This is a genomic window from Chryseobacterium sp. JV274, assembly GCF_903969135.1.
In the GTDB taxonomy this organism is placed as follows: domain Bacteria; phylum Bacteroidota; class Bacteroidia; order Flavobacteriales; family Weeksellaceae; genus Chryseobacterium.
Map to the genome: position 1 here is coordinate 3,210,730 of NZ_LR824569.1, position 24,629 is coordinate 3,235,358.

Annotated in this window: 22 protein-coding genes; 11 read left to right on the top strand and 11 right to left on the bottom strand. The window is 35.2% G+C overall.

The features are described from left to right. Nucleotides 1-22: 22 nt before the first annotated feature. The 3 genes from CHRYMOREF3P_RS14865 to hemA are packed head-to-tail and all read right to left on the bottom strand — an operon-like array spanning nucleotide 23 to nucleotide 2,933. Nucleotides 23-706 (bottom strand): uroporphyrinogen-III synthase, encoded by a 684-nt coding sequence (locus CHRYMOREF3P_RS14865; protein WP_180564937.1) that lies wholly within the window; start codon nucleotides 704-706, stop codon nucleotides 23-25. A gap of 57 nt (nucleotides 707-763) precedes the next feature. Continuing rightward, entirely contained in the window at nucleotides 764-1,672 is a 909-nt protein-coding gene (hemC, locus tag CHRYMOREF3P_RS14870; protein ID WP_077413386.1) for a hydroxymethylbilane synthase, read from the bottom strand. Beyond that, nucleotides 1,659-2,933: a glutamyl-tRNA reductase gene (gene hemA, locus CHRYMOREF3P_RS14875; RefSeq protein ID WP_047376233.1), complete on the bottom strand. Its 1,275-nt coding sequence runs from the start codon at nucleotides 2,931-2,933 to the stop codon at nucleotides 1,659-1,661. The genes hemC and hemA overlap by 14 nt, the downstream gene beginning before the upstream one ends. A 454-nt stretch (nucleotides 2,934-3,387) precedes the next feature. Here hemA and CHRYMOREF3P_RS14880 point away from each other — a divergent pair, with 454 nt between their 5' ends. The 6 genes from CHRYMOREF3P_RS14880 (at nucleotide 3,388) to CHRYMOREF3P_RS14905 (ending at nucleotide 9,743) form a co-directional block, all read left to right on the top strand. After that, nucleotides 3,388-4,413 (top strand): rod shape-determining protein, encoded by a 1,026-nt coding sequence (locus CHRYMOREF3P_RS14880; RefSeq protein ID WP_045491741.1) that lies wholly within the window; start codon nucleotides 3,388-3,390, stop codon nucleotides 4,411-4,413. A gap of 28 nt (nucleotides 4,414-4,441) precedes the next feature. After that, entirely contained in the window at nucleotides 4,442-5,296 is an 855-nt protein-coding gene (gene mreC / locus CHRYMOREF3P_RS14885; RefSeq protein ID WP_077413387.1) for a rod shape-determining protein MreC, read from the top strand. Further along, entirely contained in the window at nucleotides 5,289-5,795 is a 507-nt protein-coding gene (locus tag CHRYMOREF3P_RS14890) for a hypothetical protein (RefSeq protein WP_002982456.1), read from the top strand. The genes mreC and CHRYMOREF3P_RS14890 overlap by 8 nt, the downstream gene beginning before the upstream one ends. Further along, nucleotides 5,792-7,837, top strand: a complete 2,046-nt coding sequence (locus CHRYMOREF3P_RS14895) for a penicillin-binding transpeptidase domain-containing protein (protein ID WP_077413388.1) — start codon at nucleotides 5,792-5,794, stop codon at nucleotides 7,835-7,837. The genes CHRYMOREF3P_RS14890 and CHRYMOREF3P_RS14895 overlap by 4 nt, the downstream gene beginning before the upstream one ends. Continuing rightward, a complete protein-coding gene (gene rodA, locus CHRYMOREF3P_RS14900) occupies nucleotides 7,834-9,063 on the top strand; it encodes a rod shape-determining protein RodA (RefSeq protein WP_077413389.1) in 1,230 nt (409 codons plus the stop codon). Before CHRYMOREF3P_RS14895 ends, rodA begins: the two co-directional genes overlap by 4 nt. A 104-nt stretch (nucleotides 9,064-9,167) precedes the next feature. Then, complete coding sequence (locus CHRYMOREF3P_RS14905) at nucleotides 9,168-9,743, top strand: pentapeptide repeat-containing protein (protein WP_180564938.1); 576 nt, start codon at nucleotides 9,168-9,170, stop codon at nucleotides 9,741-9,743. 197 nt (nucleotides 9,744-9,940) lie between these two features. Here the strand turns inward: CHRYMOREF3P_RS14905 and CHRYMOREF3P_RS14910 are convergent, their stop codons facing one another. Further along, nucleotides 9,941-10,651: a C40 family peptidase gene (locus CHRYMOREF3P_RS14910; protein ID WP_077413391.1), complete on the bottom strand. Its 711-nt coding sequence runs from the start codon at nucleotides 10,649-10,651 to the stop codon at nucleotides 9,941-9,943. A 340-nt stretch (nucleotides 10,652-10,991) separates the two neighbouring features. Next, entirely contained in the window at nucleotides 10,992-13,187 is a 2,196-nt protein-coding gene (locus CHRYMOREF3P_RS14915; RefSeq protein WP_180564939.1) for a glutamine synthetase III, read from the bottom strand. A 483-nt stretch (nucleotides 13,188-13,670) separates the two neighbouring features. On the opposite strand from CHRYMOREF3P_RS14915, the gene CHRYMOREF3P_RS14920 reads away from it, so the two are divergent. After that, nucleotides 13,671-15,362, top strand: a complete 1,692-nt coding sequence (locus tag CHRYMOREF3P_RS14920; RefSeq protein ID WP_077413393.1) for a DUF6909 family protein — start codon at nucleotides 13,671-13,673, stop codon at nucleotides 15,360-15,362. A gap of 89 nt (nucleotides 15,363-15,451) precedes the next feature. Here CHRYMOREF3P_RS14920 and CHRYMOREF3P_RS14925 read toward each other — a convergent pair whose 3' ends face one another. After that, complete coding sequence (locus CHRYMOREF3P_RS14925; protein WP_175627172.1) at nucleotides 15,452-16,096, bottom strand: GldM family protein; 645 nt, start codon at nucleotides 16,094-16,096, stop codon at nucleotides 15,452-15,454. Between the two features lie 199 nt (nucleotides 16,097-16,295). Here CHRYMOREF3P_RS14925 and CHRYMOREF3P_RS14930 point away from each other — a divergent pair, with 199 nt between their 5' ends. From CHRYMOREF3P_RS14930 to CHRYMOREF3P_RS14945, 4 genes are all read left to right on the top strand, one after another. Beyond that, nucleotides 16,296-16,763, top strand: a complete 468-nt coding sequence (locus CHRYMOREF3P_RS14930) for a DUF1572 domain-containing protein (protein ID WP_180564940.1) — start codon at nucleotides 16,296-16,298, stop codon at nucleotides 16,761-16,763. Between the two features lie 209 nt (nucleotides 16,764-16,972). Beyond that, on the top strand, nucleotides 16,973-18,811 hold the full coding sequence (locus CHRYMOREF3P_RS14935; RefSeq protein WP_180564941.1) for a M1 family metallopeptidase: 1,839 nt from the start codon (nucleotides 16,973-16,975) through the stop codon (nucleotides 18,809-18,811). A gap of 220 nt (nucleotides 18,812-19,031) precedes the next feature. Continuing rightward, nucleotides 19,032-19,790, top strand: coding sequence for a type III pantothenate kinase (locus CHRYMOREF3P_RS14940; protein WP_077413397.1), 759 nt, complete (start codon nucleotides 19,032-19,034; stop codon nucleotides 19,788-19,790). A 64-nt stretch (nucleotides 19,791-19,854) separates the two neighbouring features. After that, entirely contained in the window at nucleotides 19,855-20,382 is a 528-nt protein-coding gene (locus CHRYMOREF3P_RS14945; RefSeq protein ID WP_180564942.1) for a GNAT family N-acetyltransferase, read from the top strand. A gap of 156 nt (nucleotides 20,383-20,538) precedes the next feature. On the opposite strand, the gene CHRYMOREF3P_RS14950 is transcribed toward CHRYMOREF3P_RS14945, so the two are convergent. The 5 genes from CHRYMOREF3P_RS14950 to CHRYMOREF3P_RS14970 form a co-directional block, all read right to left on the bottom strand. After that, a complete protein-coding gene (locus tag CHRYMOREF3P_RS14950; RefSeq protein ID WP_047376259.1) occupies nucleotides 20,539-20,970 on the bottom strand; it encodes a nucleoside deaminase in 432 nt (143 codons plus the stop codon). After that, nucleotides 20,971-21,585, bottom strand: coding sequence for a hypothetical protein (locus tag CHRYMOREF3P_RS14955; protein WP_228408593.1), 615 nt, complete (start codon nucleotides 21,583-21,585; stop codon nucleotides 20,971-20,973). Between the two features lie 53 nt (nucleotides 21,586-21,638). Further along, complete coding sequence (locus CHRYMOREF3P_RS14960; protein WP_077413398.1) at nucleotides 21,639-22,559, bottom strand: helix-turn-helix transcriptional regulator; 921 nt, start codon at nucleotides 22,557-22,559, stop codon at nucleotides 21,639-21,641. 218 nt (nucleotides 22,560-22,777) lie between these two features. Further along, entirely contained in the window at nucleotides 22,778-23,404 is a 627-nt protein-coding gene (locus CHRYMOREF3P_RS14965) for a hypothetical protein (protein ID WP_180564943.1), read from the bottom strand. Further along, complete coding sequence (locus tag CHRYMOREF3P_RS14970) at nucleotides 23,346-24,608, bottom strand: hypothetical protein (protein WP_180564944.1); 1,263 nt, start codon at nucleotides 24,606-24,608, stop codon at nucleotides 23,346-23,348. Before CHRYMOREF3P_RS14970 ends, CHRYMOREF3P_RS14965 begins: the two co-directional genes overlap by 59 nt. Between the last annotated feature and the right edge of the window lie 21 nt (nucleotides 24,609-24,629).

The window sequence follows — 24,629 nt, forward strand, 5'->3', positions numbered from 1 at the left end:
CAATATTTCGGTAACAAATATTCTAAATTCTACTTCTGATTTCTCTTCTTATCAGTTCAAAGATGGAAGTCAGGGTATTTTCTTCAGAAGTAAAAATTTCTTCCTGTGTATAATTTTTCAACTCACCGGAAGTGGTTTCACCAATCGAAAAAAGCTTCATGCCTTCCAGAGAATTTCGCCTTGCAAAACTACGAACTCCGCTCGGACTAAAAAATACTGCAGCATGATATTTTTCATTTATTAAAGGATGAGTTTCCTCAGTATTGTATATCGTAACTTTTTTGTACTTAATGTTTTGTAAAGGAAGTTCTTTGTCCAGTACATTTATGGCAAGATTGCCACAGAAATGAAGAAACTGCTCATGCTGGCATTTTCCGATAATAAATTTGGAAAGAGTATCGGCATTTTTCAAAACCTTAAATGTTCCGAAGCCGTGTTTCCTTAATTCCCTCTTCGTTTTTTCGCCAACACAATAGATCTTGTTGTAGTTTTTGGCTGTAAAATCCTCATTAGGCTTAAATCTGTTTTTAAAAAATGAAATGACTCCATTAACACTTGTAAAAATCAATGAGTAATTTTTCAGATCAAAAGGACTGATCATAATCGGTTTGGTCTTAATTACCTCAACACAGTCAGCCAAAATATCCTCTCCTAATTCTTTGGATATAATCGTCTGGTCTATATTTTTGGTAAATAAGATTTTCATGTCTGTAAAATTAAGAAGATGAAAAAGATGAGCTAAAAGGATTTATAATCTGAAATATCAGATCTGGCTTTTGATTTCTGCCATTAATTCTTTTCCTCCGTTTTCAAGAACAACTTTTGCAAACTTTTCTCCAAAATTTTCTGTTGGAGTATATATAAAGTTTTCATCCACAGCAATGCAGTTTTTCCCATCCAAAGAGCAAAGAGCAGCCTTGAATCGGATCTGATCCCCGATGATTTCAGCAAAAGCTCCGATAGGGGCAGTACAGCCACCCTCCAAAGTGCTTAAGAAGTTTCTTTCAATCTCTACGCAGATTTGGGTAGGGTTGTGGTTGATCTGACGTACAATCTCATTGATCTCATGCTTTTCGGTATGTCCTGCAACGGAAATTACACCTTGTGATGGAGCAGGAATCATTAATGGAAGCATTTCGTAATCAATTTCCATTTTCATTCTTTTGATTCCGGCTAAAGATAGAATAGTCGCATCAAAGTTCCCGTCTTCCAGCTTTTGAAGTCTGGTTTGAATATTTCCGCGGATATCCGAAAAATCAGTAGTCGGATAATTTCTAAGCCAGAAGGCTCTTCTTCTCAAACTGCTGGTTGCCAGTTTAAGCTCATGGAATTCTTTATTCCTTGCAGATTCTTTTCTGATCAGAATGTCCTGAGGAAAATCTCTTTCCAGGTAAGCAATCATCTCAATATTTTGAGGCAATTGGGTAGGAACGTCTTTTAATGAATGTACGGCAATATCAATTTCGTCATTCAATAAGGCAATATCAAGGTCTCTTGTGAAAACCCCGGTGATTCCTAAAGAATATAAAGGTTGATTGAGATTCTTATCGCCAGAAGAAACGATAGGAACAATCTCCGTTAAATAATTATTGTTCTGAAGGTGCCTTGCAACCTCTCTAGCCTGCCAAAGTGCAAGTGCGGAATTTCTCGTTCCGATTCTAATGCTTTTCATTGAATTCGTTGTTTGGTTGTTCAACTAATATTTCGTGCATTAATTTACTAATTTCTTCGGCTTTTAAAGGGTTGTCGATGATATATTTTGCAAAACGGTTGGTAATTTTCTGGATCATTTTGTCAGAAAGTTCCATGTCCGTGATGTTTATGTATTTATTTTTTTTATAAAAATTATGCATTTCATTGCGTTCCATGTTCTTTAAAACGGCTTTGAAATGGTGGATATTCGGTGCCAGTTTTCTCTTTTTCTCCCATTCAATAAAGTCTTTCATCAGTTCCTTGATGATTTTTTCAGCTTTCGGGATTTCTCTTTCACGCTGTTGAATCGTTTCCTGGATCTGTTTTGAAAGCTCATCCACGTCAATCAATGTTACATTCTCATTTTCGGTAACATTCTTTTCAACGTTATGCGGGATAGAAAGATCAATGACCAGTGTTTCTTTTCCGTTCGGGAAATGAGACTGGTTGACAATAGGATGTTTGGCTCCTGTTGCCACAATAAGAATATCGGTGTTTTTTAATTCCTTGTCAAAATCAGAATAATCAACATGAGGAATATTATATTTCTGGGAAATCTTTTCAGCTTTCTCCTGAGTTCTGTTGGCAATTTTAATTTTCGGCTGAAAGACATGCTTTACCAGATTTTCAACAGTGTTCTGTCCAATCTCACCTACTCCCAATAGAAGGATGTTTTTTTCTGCAATCCTTTTCTGGCTGTTTAAAATATAATGAACCGCCGCATAAGAAACAGAAGCTGCACCATTGGAAATACCGGTTTCATTTTTTATTCTTTTCGAAATCTGAATAGCTGCATTGATGGCTCTTTCAAGATAAGGATTAGAATTTTGCCTCTCTTTTTTGAAACGGCTGTATGCTTTTTTGATTTGCCCGATAATTTCAAAATCTCCGATAATCTGACTTTCAAGACCGGCAGCAACTCTGAAAAGATGGATCAGAGCTTCTTCTTTGGTGAGAATATTGGCAAACTGAAGGAAATCCGTAAGATGTACTCCAATGGTTTTACAATACTCTTCAGCAACTAAAAGATAATTGGGAGACGTGGTATAAATTTCGGTCCTGTTACAGGTGGAAACTACAAATGCATCCCCAAGATCTTCCTGGTGGACCCTGGAAACAAAGTTTTTGATGTTTTCATCAAAGAATGCAAACTTTCCTCTCGTTTCTACGTCGGCTTTCTCGTAGCTTATAGAAAGCACGGCAAAATTTGACGTTCGATGAATGTTGGAATACTGTAACATAAGCAGTCGCAAATTTACGCTTTTTTTAATTAATCACTCTCAGATAGTGTATATGATAATTATCGTAAAAAACTATAAGATGGTAAAGATAAAAGAGGAGAATGGCAAAAAGAGAATTTGCTTCTGTTAGGGTGATTTTCTTTAAGTTTTATTATTGGTTATTTTCATTTGTTAATTTTTTTAAGAGACATATGGGATTTTAAATGTAATGCAGCGGTGCTTAGAAGTCCGTTTGCTTGTTGTGAGCCTGCCTTTTTACCCTTCGTTGATTTCGCTTTTTCACCCTTTTATTAACCCATTAATTTTAGTTTAACTCAAAGTCTGTAAACATCTAAACTGAAAGTTAATAAAGAATTGTAAATTTTAATAAAACTTTAACCAAATTAAGTTGGTGGGAAATTTCTTTAGTAGTCTTAAATTTATATCTTTGTAAACTTAAAATCAGAAGAAAAATATGAGTTTATTTGATATGTTTACGCAAGAAATTGCGATAGACCTGGGAACGGCTAATACCCTAATTATCCATAATAATAAAATTGTTATAGATCAACCGTCAATTGTTGCAATTGAACGTTCTACGGGTAAACCCATTGCTGTAGGGGAACAGGCTAAGCATATGCAAGGTAAAACTCACGAGGACATCAAGACAATCCGTCCTTTGAAGGATGGAGTTATCGCTGATTTTCACGCTTCTGAACACATGATCAAGGAATTTATCAAAAAAATTCCTGGAATCAAAGGTAAATTCATACAACCTGCATTACGAATTGTAATCTGTATCCCTTCTGGTATCACTGAAGTTGAAAAAAGAGCAGTAAGAGATTCTGCTCAGAAAGTAAACGCAAAAGAAGTAAGGCTGATCTATGAACCAATGGCAGCTGCAATTGGGGTGGGAATAGACGTGCAGAAACCTGAAGGAAACATGATCATCGATATAGGTGGAGGTACAACAGAAATTGCTGTAGTAGCTCTAGGAGGTATTGTATGTGATAAATCTGTGAAAATTGCAGGAGATGTATTTACCAATGATATTGCTTATTATCTGAGAACTCACCATAACCTTTATATCGGAGAAAGAACCGCTGAAAGAATTAAAATTGAAGTAGGTTCTGCAGTAGAAGATCTTGATGTAGACATCGAGGATATCCCGGTACAAGGAAGAGACCTTATTACAGGTAAACCTAAAGAAATTATGGTTGGATATAAAGAGATTGCACGTGCATTAGACAAATCGATTATCAGAATCGAAGATGCGGTAATGGAAACTCTTTCTCTTACACCACCGGAACTGGCAGCTGATATTTATAAAACAGGTATTTATCTTGCTGGCGGAGGAGCGTTATTAAGAGGTCTTGCGGACAGAATCCACAAAAAGACAGGTCTTCCTGTATTTGTTGCGGAAGATCCGTTGAGAGCTGTAGTTCGCGGAACAGGTATTGCCCTTAAGAATATGGATAAGTTCAATTTCTTAATTAAATAATTTTAACTTTTTACGACTTTATATCTGAATGGGATTTTTGCTGAGATTATTTTCGAAGAATACTCTTTTCGTCTTCTTTATATTTCTGCAAATTATTGCTCTGGTTTTGATATTCTCCAGAAATGCCATGCAGAAATCCTGGCTAGCGGGGCAGACTGCTGCATTCAATTCCTGGGTTTCCGGATATATTGATGAAGGAGTTTCTTATCTGAAACTGAAACAGATCAACGAAGATCTTGTGGTTCAGAATAAAGCCCTTATGACTGAACTCTACGGAAAAGACGGATCGAAAAATCCTGTTTTCAAAAGAGTTCACGATACCATTGGTGGTGGGCAGATCTATACTTTTGTTGATGGGGAAATTGTTTTCAACAGTATCAACAGAAGGAATAACTATTTTACAATCAACCGTGGCCGTAGAGATGGAGTCTTTCCTCAGATGGGAGTAATGGCGCCAAGAGGTATTGCGGGAATTGTAATTAATTCTACAGACAGCTATGCATTAGTTCAGTCGGTCTTAAGTGTCAACAAGATCAGAATTAATGCAGCACTCAAAAATTCAGGATATTTCGGTACTTTAACATGGAATGGTGATAATTCCAGAGTGATGCATCTTGCGGATATTCCAAAATATGTTGCATTAAAAGTAGGAGATACTGTTGTTACAGACGGTAAATCTGCAATCTTCCCTAAGGGAGTAACAATTGGTACTATTGCGGGATATTCTGTAGATAATAAAACCGGCTTCTGGGATATCTCCGTTGAGCTGAGTGAAAAAATGGGAGCGTTGAACAAAGTATATGTAGTGAAGAATCTTAAGAAAGCAGAAGTGCAGAAGATTCAGGACACTATGCAGGCTGTAATAAAAAAAGAAAATGATTAGCAGGACTTTATTTACTGATATATTGATCATGATTTTTCTTGTGGCATTACAGATATTTGTATTGAACAGGATTACGCTTTTCGGGAAGTATACTCCGGTATTATATCCCGTATTTGTCATGTTTTATCCTTTTTTCAGGAATAAATTTCAGTTTCTGGCACTGAGCTTTTTAATAGGACTGTCTATTGACGGCTTTCTTTATTCGTGGGGAATCAATGCATTTGCAACAACGCTGATTGCTTATTTCAGAACGTTGATCTTCAGGACTTCTACTGATACATCTACGGATTTTTTCTCTTTTCAGTCCCTTCAGTGGGCACAGTTTTTACTGTTTTTATTTTCCAGTATTTTCCTGCATCAGCTTTTGGTACAGTATATAGAATTCTTTAAGTTTAGCAGATTTTTCGAAATATTATTTAATGTGTTGGTAACTAGTGTAATTTCATTTATATTTATAGTCATCTACGCATTAATATTTAAAATCAAACAAAAAGTTTGAACACACGTTATTTTAAAATTTTTTCCATCCTCGTTGTTATCGCCCTTATTTTTGTGGCGAGGCTTGCCTATTTACAGTTATTTACGGACCGTTATGCATTGAATGCAGCGAATACCTCCATCAAAACCGAATATGTTATTCCACAGCGTGGAGTCATTTTTGACAGGAATGGTAAAATCATGGTGGGAAACCAGCCCGCTTATGAAGTTTCTTTTACACAGGCTTTAATGCGTCCGGATTTTGATACTCTCGGATTCTGTAATCTTATGAAGATCTCCAAGGGAGATTTTATCAAAAGAATTGATGTAATTAAAAAGGAAAAATATTATTCCAAACTGACTCCGATGACTTTTCTGAAGGATCTGAGCAGAGAGGATATAGCAAGAGTACAGGAAATTATTTTTAAATATCCCGCCTTCACTATTGTACAAAGACCTCAGCGTCAATATGAAGTTTCCACTTCTGGTAACCTTCTGGGATATACCAGTGAAGTAAATGAACGTGAAATAAAAAAAGACTCTGCATACTATTTACCAGGAGATTTTATCGGGAAAACAGGAGTTGAAAAATCCTACGAAAAAGAACTTCGTGGAGTAAAAGGAGTGAAATATATCCAAAAAGATATCAGGCTCCGAAATATTGGGTCTTATAAAAACGGATCTTTGGACAAGGATGTAATTACAGGTAAAGATATTACGTTAACTATTGATTATGATCTTCAGAGAACCGCTGAAGAAATGCTTGTAAACAAACACGGTGCAATTGTAGCTATAGATCCTAATAATGGAGAAGTACTGGTAGCTGCTACCGGACCGGATATTGATCCTAATCTTTTCACAGGACCTTACAAATCTAAAAATTTATATGCTCTGTCAAAAGATACGCTTTACGAAAATAAGCCGACTTTTGACCGTTCTTTACAGGCAGGTTATCCTCCGGGATCAACGTTCAAATTGTTGACTGCTCTGGCTGCCATGCAGATGGGAGTAATGGATGAAAAGACTATTTTCCCTTGTGGTGGTGGTTTTTTCTATAAAGGAAAAAGAATTAAAGGCCATGGTGGAGCAGATCCGCTTATTCCTTCAATTCAGGTTTCCAGTAACTGTTTTTTTACCTATGCATTTATTGCAATCATCAAAAAATATCCGGGAAATCCTTCAAAAGGGGTTGATGAATGGAAAAAAATTATGAGCAGCTTTGGAGTAGGAGAATTTTTGAATAATGATTTTGCTGTGGGTGCAAAAGGAAGAATACCTTCAGGAGACTTTTATGAGAAAAGGTTTAAAGCCATCATGAAAGCAAGTGGTTCCAAGAGAACTGATTTTAAAAACTGGGACGAGATGTCAACCGGTGCAATCTATAATGGGATGGGGCAGGGTGATGTTTTGGTAACTCCTATTCAGTTAGCAAACTATGTAGCTGCTATTGCCAATAAGGGATGGTATTACACGCCTCATATTGTAAAAGGAATTGACGGAAAGTCAAATCCTGATCCAAGATTTAAGGTTAAGCATCAGACTTTAGTTGATCCAAAACATTTTGAACCTGTTTTAAAAGGTATGGAAGCTGTGGTTTTGAGAGGAACAGCAAGAGGGTTGAAATCCAATGACTTTACACAATTAGCCAAAACAGGTACAGCACAGGTTCCTCAGGGAAAGGATAATTCAATCTTTGTACTGATTGCTCCTGCTGATAAACCAAAAATTGTGGTGGTTGCAGTAATGGAGCATGCCGGATTCGGTGCTACATGGGCAGGACCGGCCTGTACGGTAATTGCTGAAAAATATATCACGGGTGATTTGAAAAGAGAAAATCTTTATAAAAAAATGATCACCTCGAGTTTCATGCCGGAATATAAGAGGCAGTGGATTGCAGATTTGAAACGTAAAGGCTTATACGTTGATCCTAAACCGGATTCAATCAAACAAAAAAAAATAAAAGACAGTCTGGAGCTGGTGAAACAACAAAAAGCCAAGCTGCAAAAGAAAATAGAAGAGGAAACTAAAAAGAATAACACTGCTAAAAAAACTGTCAAGCAATGAAATGGACTGAAGGAATAGATAAATTAGGTCTTGGGCTGTATTTCCTGCTTTGTGTTTTTGCCATTGCAAATATTTACAGTGTTGACCAGAAACTTGGGGAAAAGCAATTGGTCTTTTTCTGTATTTCTTTATTTGTAGGACTTATGATATTTTTCAGCAGAAGTAAGTTCTTTGAAAATATGGCAGGGATTATTTACATTGGCGGAGTCTTATTGCTTATCGGACTTTTTCCCTTTGGAAAAGAAATTCTGGGACAGAAGAACTGGTATAAATTCGGAAGTTTTACCATGCAGCCTGTAGAATTTGCGAAGATAGGGACGGCGCTCATGCTTGCCAACTATGTTTCCGGACCTGATTTTAATCTTAAAAACCGGAAGTCTTTATTGACTACCTTAGCTATTATTGGCGTTCCGGCGGTTGTTGTTCTTGCTATTCCGGATGTAGGCTCCATGCTTGTATTTATTGCATTTTTCATTGCCTTATACAGAGAAGGGCTGAGTGGTCTTTTGTTTGGAATAGGATTCCTTTTTGCCGGAGTTTTTCTGATTTCATTGGCTGTTCCTCCTATTTATGTTGCCATAGCTGTTCTGGTGATTGCCGGTATTCTGATAGCGATGAATTATCATAGAATGTCCTGGGATGTAATTTCTATTTCGGGAATTTCAGGATCTATTCTTTTACTGTGCGGACTGGCTTTCGCATCTCCTTATATTTTAGAAAAACTTCCTAAACACCAGAGAGAAAGAATTGATGTTCTTTATAAAGGTGAAAAGGCATTCAGAGATACTTCAGGATACAATTTATTATATTCCAAAACGGCTATCGGATCCGGTGGGCTTTGGGGGAAAGGATACCGTGAAGGATCAGTTACCCAGGGGAAATTTGTACCCGAGCAGGAAACGGATTATATCTTTTGTACAGTAGGAGAAGAATGGGGCTTTTTAGGAAGTGCGATTCTTATCTTATGCTACATGATCTATATTGGAAGGATATATTATCTTGCAGAAAGGCAGAAATCTACTTTTAACCGTGTCTTCGGATATTGTTTTGCCTCTATTCTTCTGATGCACTTTTCAATCAATTTAGGAATGGTTATGGGGCTTTTCCCTACGGTTGGGATTCCACTTCCGTATTTCAGTTATGGAGGAAGTTCTCTATTAGCATTCTCTATGATGACTTTTATTTTCTTTAAACTTAATTATTCGGATAAAAACAGCTTGGTGTAACGGTCTTTAAGATCAAAAAGCCAACGGCTAAAAGCTGAAATTTTTATTCTTATTTAAAATCTGCCCTGAGGTGGAGTATATTGTCATTGATAAATCATACAAATATGAAAGAAGCTTATTTTCTGGATCAGGATTTCGAAAACACAGACTTTTCTCAATTAGAAAAAGGCGAGTACGAAAACTGTACTTTCCGAAACTGTAATCTTGAGTATGCAAACCTTTCCGGATTCAGCTTTACAGATTGTGAATTTATGGAGTGTAACCTCAGCATGGCAAAGATTGTGAGGACAGCTTTTCATGATGTGATTTTCAAAGAATGTAAAATGTTTGGACTCCAGTTTAATGATTGTAATGCATTCGGATTATCTTTTGCATTTGATGGATGTGCTTTAAATAATTCTGTTTTCTATCAGACATCCATTAAGAAAACGGTTTTCAAAAATTCCAGGTTAATTGAAGTAGACTTCACAGAATGTGATGCTTCAAATGCTGTCTTTAGTAATTGCGATCTGTCGGGCGCTGTTTTCGAGACTGCAAACCTTGAAAAAGCAGATTTCAGGACATCGGTCAACTATTCAATAGATCCGGCTTTAAACAGGCTTAAAAAGGCCAAATTCTCGCTTTCTGAAATATATGGACTCTTGTATAAGCTGGATATTGAAATTGATAAGAACAACTGACTTCTGAATCGTTAGCTTAGCGCTTCAATTCATAGATGCAAAATGTAATATTGAATTAATAGGAGTGGGTTTTAGCCCGCTTTTTTCTTTAGGAATATTCCTCCTTGGTTTTAGCTGAAACTTAGTCAAAATTCAAGCATATAAAAAAGCCATCAGAATTCTGATGGCTTCATTATTTAAATCAATTATTTATAAAATTAAAAATTTGCTGGTGTAGCGGGAGTAATTGCTGCTAAGTTATTGTAAGCTTCTCCTTCTTCGTTGATCACTCTTTTGGCGAATCTGAACTTAGGTCCCCAATAAGAATCATTCAGTGAAGAAATCATTACTCCTTTTGATGTTGCTGCGTGGATAAACTTAATCTCTCCCTCTTCAGTAACACTTTCTACAATACCTACGTGAGAAATTCTTCTTCCGTGAGAAAAGAAAATCAAATCTCCTTTCTGTAGTTCTCCTTTTTCAATTCTTTCTCCTTCCTGAGCCTGAGATGCTGCTACTCTAGGTAAGCTAAGACCTGCTGCTGCTCCGAATACAGAAAGAACAAAAGCTGAACAATCTATACCGTTTCTTGTAGTCCCTCCATATCTGTAAGGAGTTCCAAGGTATGTTTCAGCTTCTTCAAGGATACCGTCAATGGTTTTATTATGTTTGATTGCTTTTGCAATCTCAGAATTCTTAACTGCTTTTTTAGCACTAGCGATAGATGCAGCCTTTTCAGCCAGGAAAGAGTCGATAAGTTTCTGCTTATCCTGCTCCATTCTTTTGTTATCTATAGAAGCTAGTTTGGCATCTGTTTTGTATTCTTTTGTGTAAGTTGCTGGTTTTGAAACCACATAATTTGTAGCACACGATTGCAATGAAACTGTAGTAACTAAAGCAACTAAATAAAACAAAACTCTTTTCTTCATATATATTTGATTATCCGTGTTAAAAAGGAATATTTATTTTCAAAAGCAATACAAAAGTAGAGATTCCGAATAAAAGACCCCTGATATGATAATTGTCAGGATCTTATTTTAACACATTTTAACATATGATTTGCATATGTTAAAGAAAAATAAACCGCAACAGCCTGTTTTTGGCAAGTGTGCGGTTTTTTTTATTAAGATTCTTTAACAAACGATATCGAATTTCTTCTATATATCAGGTTTTATAATGTAAAGCTTTCATTTTCATGACTGTTAATAAAACAAAAAAAATTCCCCGGAAAACCGAGGAATTTAAACTAATATGGAACTTTACAGGACGTTATTTTGTAAACAACATTTCTCTGTATTTTGTCATCGGCCAAAGCTCATCGTCTACCATCATTTCAAGATCATCAGAAGCTTCTCTGATGACATCAAATAAAGGAATTACTTTGGTGCAGTAAGATTCTGCCTGCTTTTGGCTATTTGCTACAGCTTTCGCTGCTTCTCTCGCTTTAATAAGATCTTCAACACCAAGTTTAATCTTGGAAACGTTTTCAGAGATATTCGTAATTAAACTCATTTGCTCTTTTGCCAATGTTTTGAATTCTTTATCTTCAAAAATATCTTTTAGACCTTTTACGTTTTCAATTAATCTGTTCTGATATTTTAAAGCAGAAGGGATGATGTGATTTCTTGCGATATCACTTAAAACTCTTGCTTCAATATCAATTACAGTAGAATATTTCTCTAATTTGATTTCGTTTCTTGCTTCAACCTCTCTGTGAGTAAATACTCCAATCTCTTCGTAAAGGGCAACGAACTTTTTATCCATTTCCTGTTTAAGTGCTTCAGGAGTGGTTTTTAAGTTGTTTAAACCTCTTTTCTTAGCTTCTTTTGCCCAGTCATCAGAATATCCGTCACCTTCAAACATAATGCTCTTACACTGTTTGATGTACTCTCTCAATACATTGAAGATTGCTTCGTCTTTTTTAAGACCAGTTTCAATAAGAGTATCCACTTCTTTTTTGAAGTCTAATAATTGTTTTGCAGCAATCGTGTTCATTACTGTCATAGACTCTGCACAGTTAGCAGAAGATCCTACTGCTCTGATTTCAAATTTATTTCCGGTAAATGCAAACGGAGAAGTCCTGTTTCTGTCTGTATTATCTAACAGGATTTCAGGAATTTTTCCAACTACATTTAATTTAAGATCTGTTTTTTCGTCCGGAGAAAGTTTTCCTTCTGTTACTTTTTCCAGTTCTTCCAGTACTCTGAACAGCTGGCTTCCGATGAATACGGAAATAATTGCTGGCGGAGCTTCGTTGGCACCTAGTCTGTGGTCATTGCTGGCAGATGCAATACTTGCTCTTAAAAGGTCAGCGTATTCATAAACTGCTTTGATTGTGTTGACGAAGAATGTTAGGAACTGTAAGTTTTTCTTTGGGTTTTTCCCAGGGCTTAATAAGTTTTCTCCAGTGTCAGTTGCTAAAGACCAGTTGTTGTGTTTACCACTTCCGTTTACGCCTGCAAATGGCTTTTCATGGAATAAAATATGGAAATGATGCTTGTGAGCAATTCTTGCCATGATGTCCATCAATAGGGAGTTGTGATCTACAGCAACGTTTACTTCTTCAAACATTGGAGCCAGCTCAAATTGGTTGGGAGCTACCTCGTTGTGTCTTGTCGTTACAGGGATACCCAATTTCATACACTCTATTTCCAACTCTTTCATGAAATTCATTACTCTTGTAGGGATAGAACCGAAATAGTGGTCGTCTAGCTGTTGTCCTTTTGCCGGAGAATGTCCAAGCAATGTTTTACCTGTTAATACAAGGTCCGGACGGGATTGATATAATGCTGAATCTACAAGGAAATATTCCTGTTCCCAGCCTAAAGTAGGAGTTACCTTTGTTACGTTTTTGTCAAAATACTGCATTACGTTAGTGGCAGCTTCGTCTACAGCATTTAAAGCTCTTAAAAGAGGGGCTTTGTAATCTAACGTTTCTCCTGTATAAGAAATAAAGATAGATGGGATACATAATGTAGTTCCCATGATGAAAGCAGGAGATGTAGGATCCCAAGCGGTATATCCTCTTGCTTCAAAAGTATTTCTGATACCTCCGTTAGGGAATGATGAAGCATCTGGTTCCTGTTGGATCAATAGGTTTCCACTGAATCTTTCAATAGCTCTTCCTCCTTCAATAGGGGTAAAGAAAGAGTCATGTTTTTCTGCCGTCGTTCCTGTTAAGGGCTGAAACCAGTGGGTATAGTGCGTTACACCTTTGCTCATCGCCCAGTCTTTCATTGCTACAGCTACCTGATCAGCGATATGTCTCTGGATTTTAGTTCCTTTTTTTACCGCATCCATAATAGAATTGAATGCTTCTTTTGTTAAATATTCTCTCATGGTCTCTTCTGAGAAAACATTTGTACAGAATAATTCTGACAATTTTGCAGGAACCTCAACAGAGTTATCTTTTCTGAAGTCCTTAAATGGTAGGGTTTCTAGTGCTTTGAATCTTAAGGTTGACATGTTTGAGTGATTTTTTACAGGGCAAATTTACAAAAAAAATGAATCGAAATCATTTTAACCCTAAAATTTTTAGGGGTGTTTTGAAATTTTATATAATTTAAACGCTTGTTTGGGCGTTTTTGACAGGGTGGTTTCCTGGTTTGTTGGTAAAAGTTAACATTCGCAGGCTTGAAAAATTAAAGATATTAACTTTAACTGCACAAAAAAGAAGATACAATCCAAAGAGAATCATGGAATTGTATAGCATTAAAATTACAATTATTTTAAACTAACTCTTGATTTTTTTTCTGAAAATAAATAAAAAATCGGATGTTCAATAGAAAATGAGCACAGAAGAGGATTAAAATAATACTATAATAAGTATCTGACAAAATAATAGGGCGAGTTAAAAAAACCGCTTATCTATAGGTTTTAAACAACTTATTAAAAGATAGTTAAAATAAGTTGAGTGGAGATTTTGTATATTTGTGTGAAATTTATTTTATGACAAATTCTAGAGCAAGAGAAACAACGGAGGCTATTGAAAGACTATACATTTCTATGAGACACTTATTTTATAGAGGGTTTTTCAAGCCAGGAGGAGTTTCAGGAGAAAGCATCAGAAGCTTGCTGAAGACAATCAACCCAGAGATTTATGGTACCATGAATATTCCAAGCAAATTGGAACTTGACGGGTTGATGTATGTTTTAGACAGACTTCCGGAAGGGATTGAAGAATGTGCTTTTATTCATCTTACATCAGATGAAGGGTTTGATAAAGGAAGTTTCGAACCTATTGTTCCAAAGAAAAGAAGAAGAAACTGTTATAGAATAGACGAACACCAGATGAATATTGAAGTTCTTTTGGGCCGTTCCGAAATTTATGACATTCTTACCCACCTGACATTCCTGTTTATAGAAGCTGATAAAATCCGTAACCTGGCATTCATTCAGGATGAAAACTGGAAGCCGACCCGTGCCTTTAAGATTATCGAAGAGGTGGTGAAAGGAGAAAAGAAATTCAGTAGAAAAGAAAAAGAGGTGGCACTTATTCATCTTTCTTCTTTAATAGGACGATCTTTTGATGAAACGTTAAATGCTTACAATACTTTCGGTGATGATCATAATCCTGACCGTTTATTCAAAATCATCTACAACTTAGGAAAAGTAAGTCTTGAAGATGCCAAAAGCAGCAGAGAAAGAGAAATTCATTTCAGTGCTATATTAAAGGAAAGAGTAGGGCACCACTATTTTGGTGAGAAATGGGCGAATAAAGTGAAAGAGGTTTTGTTTGAGAATGATCTTCATATGAGACCTTTGCATATTATTTCTGCCAATATGCATTCCGTGAAAAATATGCTGTATGCCAATAATGTCCTTAAAAAGAAGCAGCATCATGAGATCGACTATAAACTATACGAAGACATCTCCAACAAAAAAGAACTTCGTGATAAAGTATCAAAGTATGCTTTGGAGGAAGGGATGATCCATATTGCTGATAAGAGTGGAAGTAATATAGATGTTCAGATTATAGATCTGAGCAAGACAGATCTGAAGAATACGCCATTTGCAGACAGTAAGTTTACAGGAGATGATGTGATTATGGTCTTCGATTATGCTTTCGGAGAGCAGGCTTTTGAGGTAATGGATGAACTTTTAAGACCTTTTGAGCATAAAGGGGAAATCTATATGATGAAAGTGAAATCTGTTTCTATTATGGGTAAAGCAGGAATTCTTACAGGAGAAAAAGGAGATATTATGATTCCTACTTCTCATATCTTTGAAGGAACTGCAGACAACTATCCATTTGAGAATGCATTGAAGCTGGAAGATTTCAAAGATGATGAATTAAAAGCTTTTGAAGGTCCGATGATTACTGTTTTAGGAACTTCACTGCAAAACAGAGATATCTTATCCTACTTTATGAATACTTCATGGAAAGCGATTGGGCTTGAAATGGAAGGAGCACATTATCAGAAAGCAATTCAGGTAGCTTCAAAGATCAGACATCATATTTCACCGGATCTGTTTGTAATGTATGCTTATTACGCTTCTGATAATCCATTGGAAACAGGAAGTACATTATCTTCAGGAGGACTAGGACTTACAGGAGTAAAACCAACCTATCTGATCACTTTAAGAATTCTTGAAAAGATTCTAAGAAGTGGAAAGAAAGAAGTTTCTGCTAAGAAATAATTGTAATTTAAAATTATAATATCAACCTCAGATGTATTTTGCATTTGAGGTTTTTTGTATTTGTAGATCCTTGACAAGGATCTAGTCTTTCATTTAATATATACTGTTAATTCTGTTATTCTTTTTAAATCAACATTTTGTAATTCCGGACCAGAACTGAGTTCATCAATAACGATATGATCACCGGATTTCAGATTAAAAATCTTTTCTTTAGCAGATTTGTTAAATTTGTCACTATTATTAACCATTGGTTCTTCCTCATTAATTTGGTAGCGAAATTTCGTGACCTTTCCCAACTTAATAACTAATTGGGGAATGAAATATTCTATTTTAGAATTAGCAAGTTCTTCTTTTGATAAAGTAATTTTTTCAATTTTGTTGTTAATACTTGCGAAAGGATTGTTAATGTTTAATATTCGATATTCTCTTTTATCTGTGATTGCTTTACCTTTAACAAAACCGGTTATTGTAATTTCCATTGAAGAACCTAAACCTGGAGTAATGAAATATTTATTTTCACTCTCTTTATAAACCCCCGGTCCGCTTACTTTTATACTATCAGACTTGGGCATATAGATTGTCAGATGATTTTTAATACCTCTGTATAGGATATTAAGTTTTTCATTTTCTATGATAGATTTAATATTTGAATCTTTTGAAGATAAAATATGTTTTTTGGGTGTACAATAAATGCAAACACATAAAATAAGAGTACAGTAAATAAATTTTTTCAAAAGAATGATAAATTAATTTGCTAAAATATATAAATTTCTATAATAGGAGTTTTTTTATGAAACAATATTTCATCTTATTATCACTATTCATGGTCCTTAACAAAACTTATTTAAAAATTACTCATCATCATGTGTGAAATCTTTATTAGTTGTAAAATCCACTAGAGTAAAAATAATTATCTTTAGGAAAATTAAGAATATGAGCCCAACATTACAACTCGCTAAAAGATTCAGAGAAGTTATGCTGGATGGTCTCTGGATCGCCAATACTAATTTTAAAGACCAGCTTTCAGACGTTACCTGGGAACAGGCGGTGAAGAAGATTGATTCTTTAAATACCATTGCTATGCTCACTTCTCACATTGATTATTATATTGCAGGCATCGTCAATGTTTTTGAAGGAGGTGATCTCGAGATCAAAGATAAATTCAGTTTTGATCTTCCTCCCATAGAGTCTCAGGAACAATGGGAAGGATTGTTAAATAAACTTTGGATAGATTCTGAAAAGTTTGCAGCATTACTCGAACAGATGCCTGAATCTAAGCTTGATGAGGTATTTGTTGATGAAAAGTACGGGACTTACCGAAGAAATATTGACGGAATGATTGAACATAGCTATTATCATCTGGGACAGATTACTTTAATTAAAAAACTTTTGAAAAACTAATAAGAGATTCACGGAGATACTTCCAAAGCAGTGCACCTTGTCAAGATTTTAAACCTTGACAAGGTGCACTGCAAATAAAGCTCAAAAAAAATTTAACAATTCAGAGTGAAATCCATCTAAAACCATAACAAACAGAATAAAATCTCAAAATAACTCCTATTTGAGATTCTTATTAAATTACATACCTTTAAAAAAAAATAAAATTTTAAATGAGAAAATCGGCTGCAATCATTTTTGCGTTTATCATTTCACAATTTCAGGCTCAGCAAGGAGCTTATTATCAGCAGGCTGCGAAGTACAAGATGGATATTGATGTTAATGCTGAAAAATTTACCTATCAGGGAAAACAGACTTTAGAATACACCAACAACTCACCGGATGAGCTGAATGTAGTGTATTTCCATCTATATTGGAATGCCTTCAAACCTAATTCCATGATGGATCAGAGAGTGACTTCCCAAGGCAAAAATGGTGACGGAAGGTTGCAGAAAGATGGTATTTCCAGGCTGGCTTCCATTCCAAAAGATCAGGAAGGTGCTCAGAATATCCACTGGATTAAACAAAATGGGAAAGATCTGAAATTTGAAGTTCAGGAAACCATTATGAAAGTATATCTGGCAGAACCTATCAAACCGAATTCTACAACTACTTTTACGATGGATTGGGATTCTGTGATTCCTCAGCAGATCAGAAGAAGCGGAAGAAACAACAGGGAAGGAGTAGATATGACCATGACACAATGGTATCCGAAAATTGCAGAGTACGATTATGACGGCTGGGCAACTTTCGATTATCTGGGAAGAGAATTCCATGCCCCATTCTCAGATTTTGATGTTACTATTAAAATCAACAAAGATTATGTTGTAGGAGCAGGAGGAATCCTTGAAAATCCGACAGAAGTAAAAGGCTATGATGCCAATGCTAAAATAAAAACTGAAAAAGACAAGAAAGCAACCTGGAAATGGACAGCGAAAAACATTCTTGATTTTGCCTGGAGTGCAGACAGAGATTATTCTGTAGAAAGCTTCAATGTTCCGGAAGGACCAAAAGTATATCTGGTATATCAGAAAAATGATAAAACAAAAGCATGGGGCGAATCACAGCCTTATATTACCAAATATTTCCAGATCATGAATACTCACTTTGGAAAATATGTATACCCAACATATGCATTTATCCAGGGAGGAGATGGCGGAATGGAATACGGAATGTGTACCATGATTTTAGGGGAAGCCAAAAGCGTTAAAGATCTAATGGGTTTAATGGCTCACGAAGGATCCCATTCGTGGTATCAGCAAATGCTTGCTACAAACGAATCTGTACGTCCGTGGATGGATGAAGGTTTCACGAGCTATGCAGAAGGTTACACGATGTATCAGTTGTTCCCTGAAGACCTTCCGAATCCTTTTGCTAAAACACTTGATGCTTACAGAAACTTTATTAAAAAAGGAATCGAAGAACCTGCGGTTTGGCTGGGAGATCATCATGATAATGGTACAGCTTATACATATGCATCTTATGTAAAAGGTGAGTTATACCTGGTACAGCTCGGATACATTATGGGAGAGCAGAATCTTGCAGAAACCTTAAAGCAATACTATGATCAGTGGAGCATGAAGCATCCTTCAGACAGGGATTTCCTTCACATTGCACAGAAAGTTTCAGGGATGGATCTGAAATGGTTTCATAATTACTGGATCAATACTACAAAGACCATTGATTATGGAATAAAGGATGTAAAATATGATGCAAAATCTACAACCATTACCTTAATTAACAATGGTCAGGTTCCAATGCCAATTGATTTTGGTGTGATGACAACGGACAAAAAAGTTGTTACTTACCAGATTCCGTTGAATATGACTCATACATGGAAACAGAAGGATATTTATGGGGATCTTAAAACAATGCCTTACTGGCCTTGGACTCAGAAAGAATACACCCTTACCATTCCTTATACAAAATCTCAATTATCTGTTCTTGGAATTGATTTAAGCCAGAGAATTGCTGATGTGAATATGGAGAATAATTTTGTAGAAGTAAAATAATTACAAAATAATACTATAAACGGCGCGGAAATAAAATTTCCGCGCCGTTTATTTTAAAGAAAAGATTAGCTGATAAATGTTGATGTGGATATATTTTTAAGATAGACTTAATTTATAAGAGATCCGGGGCTAGTTTTTATAAAAATGATTAAATTTAATCCCTCAAAATCAAGCAGGAATTTCAATTATAAATCATGAATTTCTTCTGAAAAATATATCAATGAATTCAATCGTAATAAACGTAGGAAACAGCAATATCAGATTTGGTCTTTTCAATGGTGATAATTGTGATATTTCGTGGGTAATCAATACAAAACCTTACAGAACAGCAGATGAGCTTTACGCACAGATACTGATGCTTTATCAAACCTATAAAATTGAGCCAACAGAAATCGATAAAGTAATTATCGGGTCAGTAGTACCTCAGCTTACCAAGGTAATGAGCTCCGGGATCAAAAAGATTCACGGAACTACTCCTGTAATTGTTGATAGGTCAACTCCTTCGGGAGTTCAGGCAAAATCTAAGCAGATGGGAACAGATATCTATGCAAATCTTGTGGCAGCACATAATCTGTACCCGAACAGGAAAAAAATTGTCATAGATTTCGGAACGGCTCTTACAGCCAGTTGTGTAACAGAAACAGGGGAGACACTGGGAGTTATTATTGCTCCGGGAATTGTAACCTCCCTAAATTCATTGATCAATCAGACTGCACAGCTTCCGGATATAGAACTGAAAAAGCCAAAATCTGTTTTGGGATTAGATACGGTAACCTGTATGCAAAGCGGAATGGTATATGGTTTCCTTGGAATGGTAGAAGGTTTTGTGAATCGTATCAACGAGGAGGTAAATGACGATTGTTTCGTAGTAGCAACAGGAGGTGTTTCCCATATCTATAAACCGCTGACAGATAAGATTCATGTGATGGACAGGCTTCATACATTGAAAGGTCTTTATTTCCTTGGGAAAGATTTATAAATTAAAAGATTATGGCCGGGTTGAACCCAAGTCTTATCTTACACCTAACTTTAACCTTAATACAATGGAAAAATTTCCTATCATAGAAACCGAAAGACTGATTCTCTCACAGCTGGAAGAAAAGGATGTTCCTTTTATTGTTGAATATCTTCAGCATAGGATTTTTTCTGATCTTACCTCTAATATTCCTTATCCTTATATTGAAAATAATGCCAGATCGTGGCTGAAAATGTCAAAAGAAGCTTTTGATAATCAAACAGGATATACTTTTGCTATCCGGAATAAAGAAGGACATATCATAGGCGCTATTGGGCTGCATGATAGGGATGATGATAAAGCAGAGCTGGGATACTGGATAGGCATGTCTTACTGGAATAAAGGGTTTGTAACAGAAGCAGCAGGAGCAATTGTAGATTTTGGGTTTAATGACCTGGGTTTTCATAAAATATTTGCGACCCATTTTTTTCACAACCCGGCATCCGGAAGAATAATGGAAAAAATAGGAATGGAACAGGAAGCTGTTTTAAAACAGGAAATAAAGAAAGACGGAGCGTATTTTGATATAGTGAGATATTCTATTTTTAAAGACTGATTCCGAGGAATATGAATACATTCCTGATTATATAAAAACAAAAGGCAGAGGAAATTTTAATTTTCTCTGCCTTTTTATACTATTATTATTTTTTGAACTATTGGGCGAGGGCTAAAGTCCGCCAAAACCCGGATCAAATTCCTTCAATAGAAAGGTTTATCTTTTACTTTTAAAAAAATCTTTAACAATAGAAGAGCATTCTGCTTCCATAATTCCTGTAATAATTTCTGTTTTCGGATGCAGAGAAAGATGTTTATTGATAAACCCTCTTTGTTCATCCCTTGCACCAATCACTACTTTTGAGATCTGAGACCAGGAAAGTGCTCCTGAGCACATCACACATGGTTCCATGGTTACATACAATGTACAGTCTTTTAAATACTTTCCTCCAAGGAAATTTGCTGCTGAGGTGATAGCCTGCATTTCTGCATGAGCGGTAACATCATTCAGGGTTTCGGTAAGATTGTGGGCTCTTGCGATAATCCGGTTATTGGAAACTACAACACACCCGATAGGAACCTCATCTTTTTCCAAAGCGGCTTCTGCTTCCTGCAGGGCCATTTTCATATAATATTCGTCAGTAAACATTTAATCGGTTATCGTTAAAGTTAAAGGGAGTTTAAAACGATAAGTGGTAGGATCACCTTTCAGCATTGCCGGAGAAAACTTTTCTGCAAGAGAATATAATGCAATCTCTGCCTGTCTGTTGAAGGTGAAATTATCACCCTGTGCATGAACATTGCTGACAGTACCATCTTTTTCTACAATAAAATCAACATCTGTTTTTATCATTTTTTCTACAGAATACACTCCGTCAACATATAGCAGATTGGCTACTTCCTGTCTCAAAGAATTAAGTCCTCCGGGATAATCTGCAATCTTTTCTGCATCAGAAAATTTTTCAGAGGTGAATGTAGGATTTTTGATGGTTTGGAGGTCTTCCAGATTTCTTACTTTCAATAAAGCTCCGATTAAGGCATTGTTTTCAATGCTGTCCATTTTTTTCATGAAAAAGAGAAAATCTCCTTTTATGGCCACTTTTTTATCCGTATTGGATTCAGCATCAAACTTTTTTTTGAACTCTTTATTCAGCATATTTCTGTGCTGGTTGTAATAGCTCTTTACAAGCCTGAATTCTTCTTTCTGCTGCGCCAGAAAAAAGGTGGAGATAAAGCAGCTGATGCCAATAAATAAAGTTTTCAATAAGGGTATATTTATGTAAATATAACAAAAAATATGAAATATATTTTTTATAATCAGCTTTCAAGATAGCGGTTCAAAGATTCCTGCAAATGATTACGGATATCATCAACTAAACCTTTAGGTTCCAAAACCGTTACTTCTTTTCCATAAGAAAGAATCTCTTGCATAAAGTCATAAGTTGGATGGAGGAAGAACTCAAAATAAATCTCTTCCGGATTTTCTTTAGTCTCTTTCTGAGATTGATGAAGAGGGAAGCTTCTGATATATTCTCCCTGATGGCGGCTGCATTTCAATACAATATTCTGTGGTTTCTGCTCTGTCAGATTCATTACTCCGAATGCATTTTTGAAATGCTCTCTGAAATTATATTTGTACTTCTCTCTAAACTGATTTTTTGCTACGTCAAGATAGTTGATTCTATCAAGCCCGAAAGATTTCAACGCTTTATCTTTTGTGTCGATGGCAATAAGATACCACCGGTCTTTGGATTCTTTTAAGGCTAAAGGATGAACTTTTCTTGAGGTCATCAGTTTGTTTTTGTAATTGTAATGTTCAAAACTTACAACCCTTTTATTTCGGATGGCGAAGAACAGGTCATAAAAATGCTCCACACCAGTGGGTTTGCGGCTTTCAAAAAAGATAAAATCTGAAAAATCGGGATGAAGATTCAAGGCGTTGCTTACCTGGAAAGATTCCAGTAATTTTTGGTTGTATTCATCCACTTCCATGATCGGGCGGCTCTCAATATAGTATCGGTTGTCCCCTTTTTTCTTGTTGTGAATGGAAAGATTAAAAAGATTGGAAATCTCCCGGATATCCCTCTGAAGAGTACGGATAGAGTAGCTCTTGATCTCAGCATCCTGGAATTCAAAAGAGTTTAGAAGATATTCCTCCAGCTGAGAATAGGTAGCTGGAGAACTTTCTAATCTTTTAATAATTAAGGCATATCTTGTCAGATAAAAATCTTTCTTCATTTCTTTTTTTTATGTTGCAGCAGAACTGCGTTTCATGGTAACGTTTTATAAGACAAATATATGCGGTTAATACGACAAAACGTGTCGTGTTTTAATTTTTGTGGAAAGTTTTAAAGAAAACTCCAACTATCAGTTTATAATTATATTCTTTTTTTCTAAAATAAACAACCGTAAAGTGTCTTAACTTTACGGTTGATATTTTTATGGAGTATGATGATTTATTTTATTTCATAAACTATCATCTTTCCGTATTCCTTATCATCTCTATCATTATATGATTCATTGAATATAAATAGCTCAGGTACTTTATCATTATTAATATCCATACTGTTAAAAGTGATCCAATCCGTAGATTCATAATGACGGATAGGTAATTTTATTTCGCTATATCCTTTTTTGGACAAAAAATAATCTTTACCTTTTTTTCTGATTTGATAATCTTTTGTATCCCAGTTGATTGTTTTATTAGAATAATTTTTAAAGTCCAAATTCATTAATTCTGACTGAAACTTATACGTTTTAAACATCTTCGTTGATCCATTTCCTTTAATTAAAGGAAGAATAGCTTTGTTATCCTTTAATAAAACTCCATTACTCCAGGTTTTAAGATTATTATCATCAACATATATACAAAATAAACTGTCATTAACATATACTTTAGTATTATCACCATAAGTCTGTTCAGTGAAAACTTCATTAATTTTCAATTGATTAGGTGTTGCTGAAACTTTTTCTTTCTGGCATGAAGAAAGTACAGAAATGAGAATAATAAATAAGATCCAACTTTTAGATTTCAGTGGGAAATACCTTTTTGATACCACCGTACTCATTAAGCTCGACCTCATAAGTATGAATTTTTTTCTTACCGGGATTATTAGGGTCTGGAAGTTCAACCTTGTGGCAAGGTGTACCATCTGGAAGATAATGTGGGATTGGAATAATTTCATGTGGTGCAGGTAATTTATTAGGATTTAAACTAAAATATTTTTCAATACGATCTGTGTCGTAAATATAAGAAGTATGTTCAAAATCAAATAATCTTTTAACATATATCTTATCTGCTTTTTTTGTTTTCTGAAGCCAATAATATTGTCTTGCTGTGTACCAGGGTCTGGAATATTTACCTTCATTAATGTTCATATCCATTGTATTGCCTTGACCATGCCAATTATTATATCTTGAAATAGGTTTTGCCGTAAAGATTTTTGTCAGCATGAATTCAATACATCCATTGAGATCACTCCCGTTCTGTTTGTCATTATATTTTGATAAATATTCTCCATTGTCAACATAATCTCTTACTTTAAGGTTACTATTCCATCTATTTGGAAAACTTCCTACTTCGTCACCATATTTGTTTATAGATTTTCCTTTTGTTAAATAATAATAATGACACTTATACATATAATTGGTACTTCTTCCAGAATAAGCAGAAGATCTATTCATTATAACTTCAAAATTTTTATTGTTTTGAACCAAATTCAAATAGATGTAAGCTATATCCCAAAGTGCTTTTCTTCCATTACTTGATTCAACCAATACTGCAGACATAAAAATTGCCTTTTGCTCGTCACTTAAATATGTGAAAGGTTTTCTAACGGTTGAAATCAGGGATTGGTTTTCGACTTGTGGATTATCAGAAATATTGACTTCAAAAATATTACTGTATTTTGCTCCTCTTTTAGGACCACTTACTCCGAGATAGCATAGAATGGAATCAATATCTTGGTTTTTAATGGCTTTGTTTTGTGCTAACAGATTAAAAGGAATATTAATGATGAAATTATTAGCTTTTATTTCATAATACTTATCAATTATTACTTTATCATTTCCTACATTCCTTTGATTTGATTTGGCTTCAAATACAACAACTCTAATAAATTCGGTTGATTTGGGATTATAATTAGTAGATATTTCTACTTGAATATAATCATTGAAATTTTTAGGATAATGCAAAATTTGAATTGTTAAATAAGGTGTTTCACCTCCTCCGTTATCTAATCCCAGAGCTTTTATTTTAGAGGTTCCAAGGGCTTTTATTGTGCTCATTTTTTTAATTTTAATGTTATG

What these genes read in the sequence shown, in the direction of transcription:
- CHRYMOREF3P_RS14935 (WP_180564941.1), top strand. Translation starts at nt 16,973, where the DNA reads ATGAGAAAATCGGCTGCAATCATTTTTGCGTTTATCATTTCACAATTT.
- hemA (WP_047376233.1), bottom strand. Translation starts at nt 2,933, where the DNA reads ATGTTACAGTATTCCAACATTCATCGAACGTCAAATTTTGCCGTGCTT.
- CHRYMOREF3P_RS14940 (WP_077413397.1), top strand. Translation starts at nt 19,032, where the DNA reads ATGAATTCAATCGTAATAAACGTAGGAAACAGCAATATCAGATTTGGT.
- CHRYMOREF3P_RS14915 (WP_180564939.1), bottom strand. Translation starts at nt 13,187, where the DNA reads ATGTCAACCTTAAGATTCAAAGCACTAGAAACCCTACCATTTAAGGAC.
- CHRYMOREF3P_RS14930 (WP_180564940.1), top strand. Translation starts at nt 16,296, where the DNA reads ATGAGCCCAACATTACAACTCGCTAAAAGATTCAGAGAAGTTATGCTG.
- CHRYMOREF3P_RS14890 (WP_002982456.1), top strand. Translation starts at nt 5,289, where the DNA reads ATGATTAGCAGGACTTTATTTACTGATATATTGATCATGATTTTTCTT.
- mreC (WP_077413387.1), top strand. Translation starts at nt 4,442, where the DNA reads ATGGGATTTTTGCTGAGATTATTTTCGAAGAATACTCTTTTCGTCTTC.
- CHRYMOREF3P_RS14960 (WP_077413398.1), bottom strand. Translation starts at nt 22,559, where the DNA reads ATGAAGAAAGATTTTTATCTGACAAGATATGCCTTAATTATTAAAAGA.
- CHRYMOREF3P_RS14865 (WP_180564937.1), bottom strand. Translation starts at nt 706, where the DNA reads ATGAAAATCTTATTTACCAAAAATATAGACCAGACGATTATATCCAAA.
- CHRYMOREF3P_RS14905 (WP_180564938.1), top strand. Translation starts at nt 9,168, where the DNA reads ATGAAAGAAGCTTATTTTCTGGATCAGGATTTCGAAAACACAGACTTT.
- CHRYMOREF3P_RS14965 (WP_180564943.1), bottom strand. Translation starts at nt 23,404, where the DNA reads ATGAGGTCGAGCTTAATGAGTACGGTGGTATCAAAAAGGTATTTCCCA.
- CHRYMOREF3P_RS14970 (WP_180564944.1), bottom strand. Translation starts at nt 24,608, where the DNA reads ATGAGCACAATAAAAGCCCTTGGAACCTCTAAAATAAAAGCTCTGGGA.
- hemC (WP_077413386.1), bottom strand. Translation starts at nt 1,672, where the DNA reads ATGAAAAGCATTAGAATCGGAACGAGAAATTCCGCACTTGCACTTTGG.
- CHRYMOREF3P_RS14945 (WP_180564942.1), top strand. Translation starts at nt 19,855, where the DNA reads ATGGAAAAATTTCCTATCATAGAAACCGAAAGACTGATTCTCTCACAG.
- rodA (WP_077413389.1), top strand. Translation starts at nt 7,834, where the DNA reads ATGAAATGGACTGAAGGAATAGATAAATTAGGTCTTGGGCTGTATTTC.
- CHRYMOREF3P_RS14950 (WP_047376259.1), bottom strand. Translation starts at nt 20,970, where the DNA reads ATGTTTACTGACGAATATTATATGAAAATGGCCCTGCAGGAAGCAGAA.
- CHRYMOREF3P_RS14910 (WP_077413391.1), bottom strand. Translation starts at nt 10,651, where the DNA reads ATGAAGAAAAGAGTTTTGTTTTATTTAGTTGCTTTAGTTACTACAGTT.
- CHRYMOREF3P_RS14880 (WP_045491741.1), top strand. Translation starts at nt 3,388, where the DNA reads ATGAGTTTATTTGATATGTTTACGCAAGAAATTGCGATAGACCTGGGA.
- CHRYMOREF3P_RS14920 (WP_077413393.1), top strand. Translation starts at nt 13,671, where the DNA reads ATGACAAATTCTAGAGCAAGAGAAACAACGGAGGCTATTGAAAGACTA.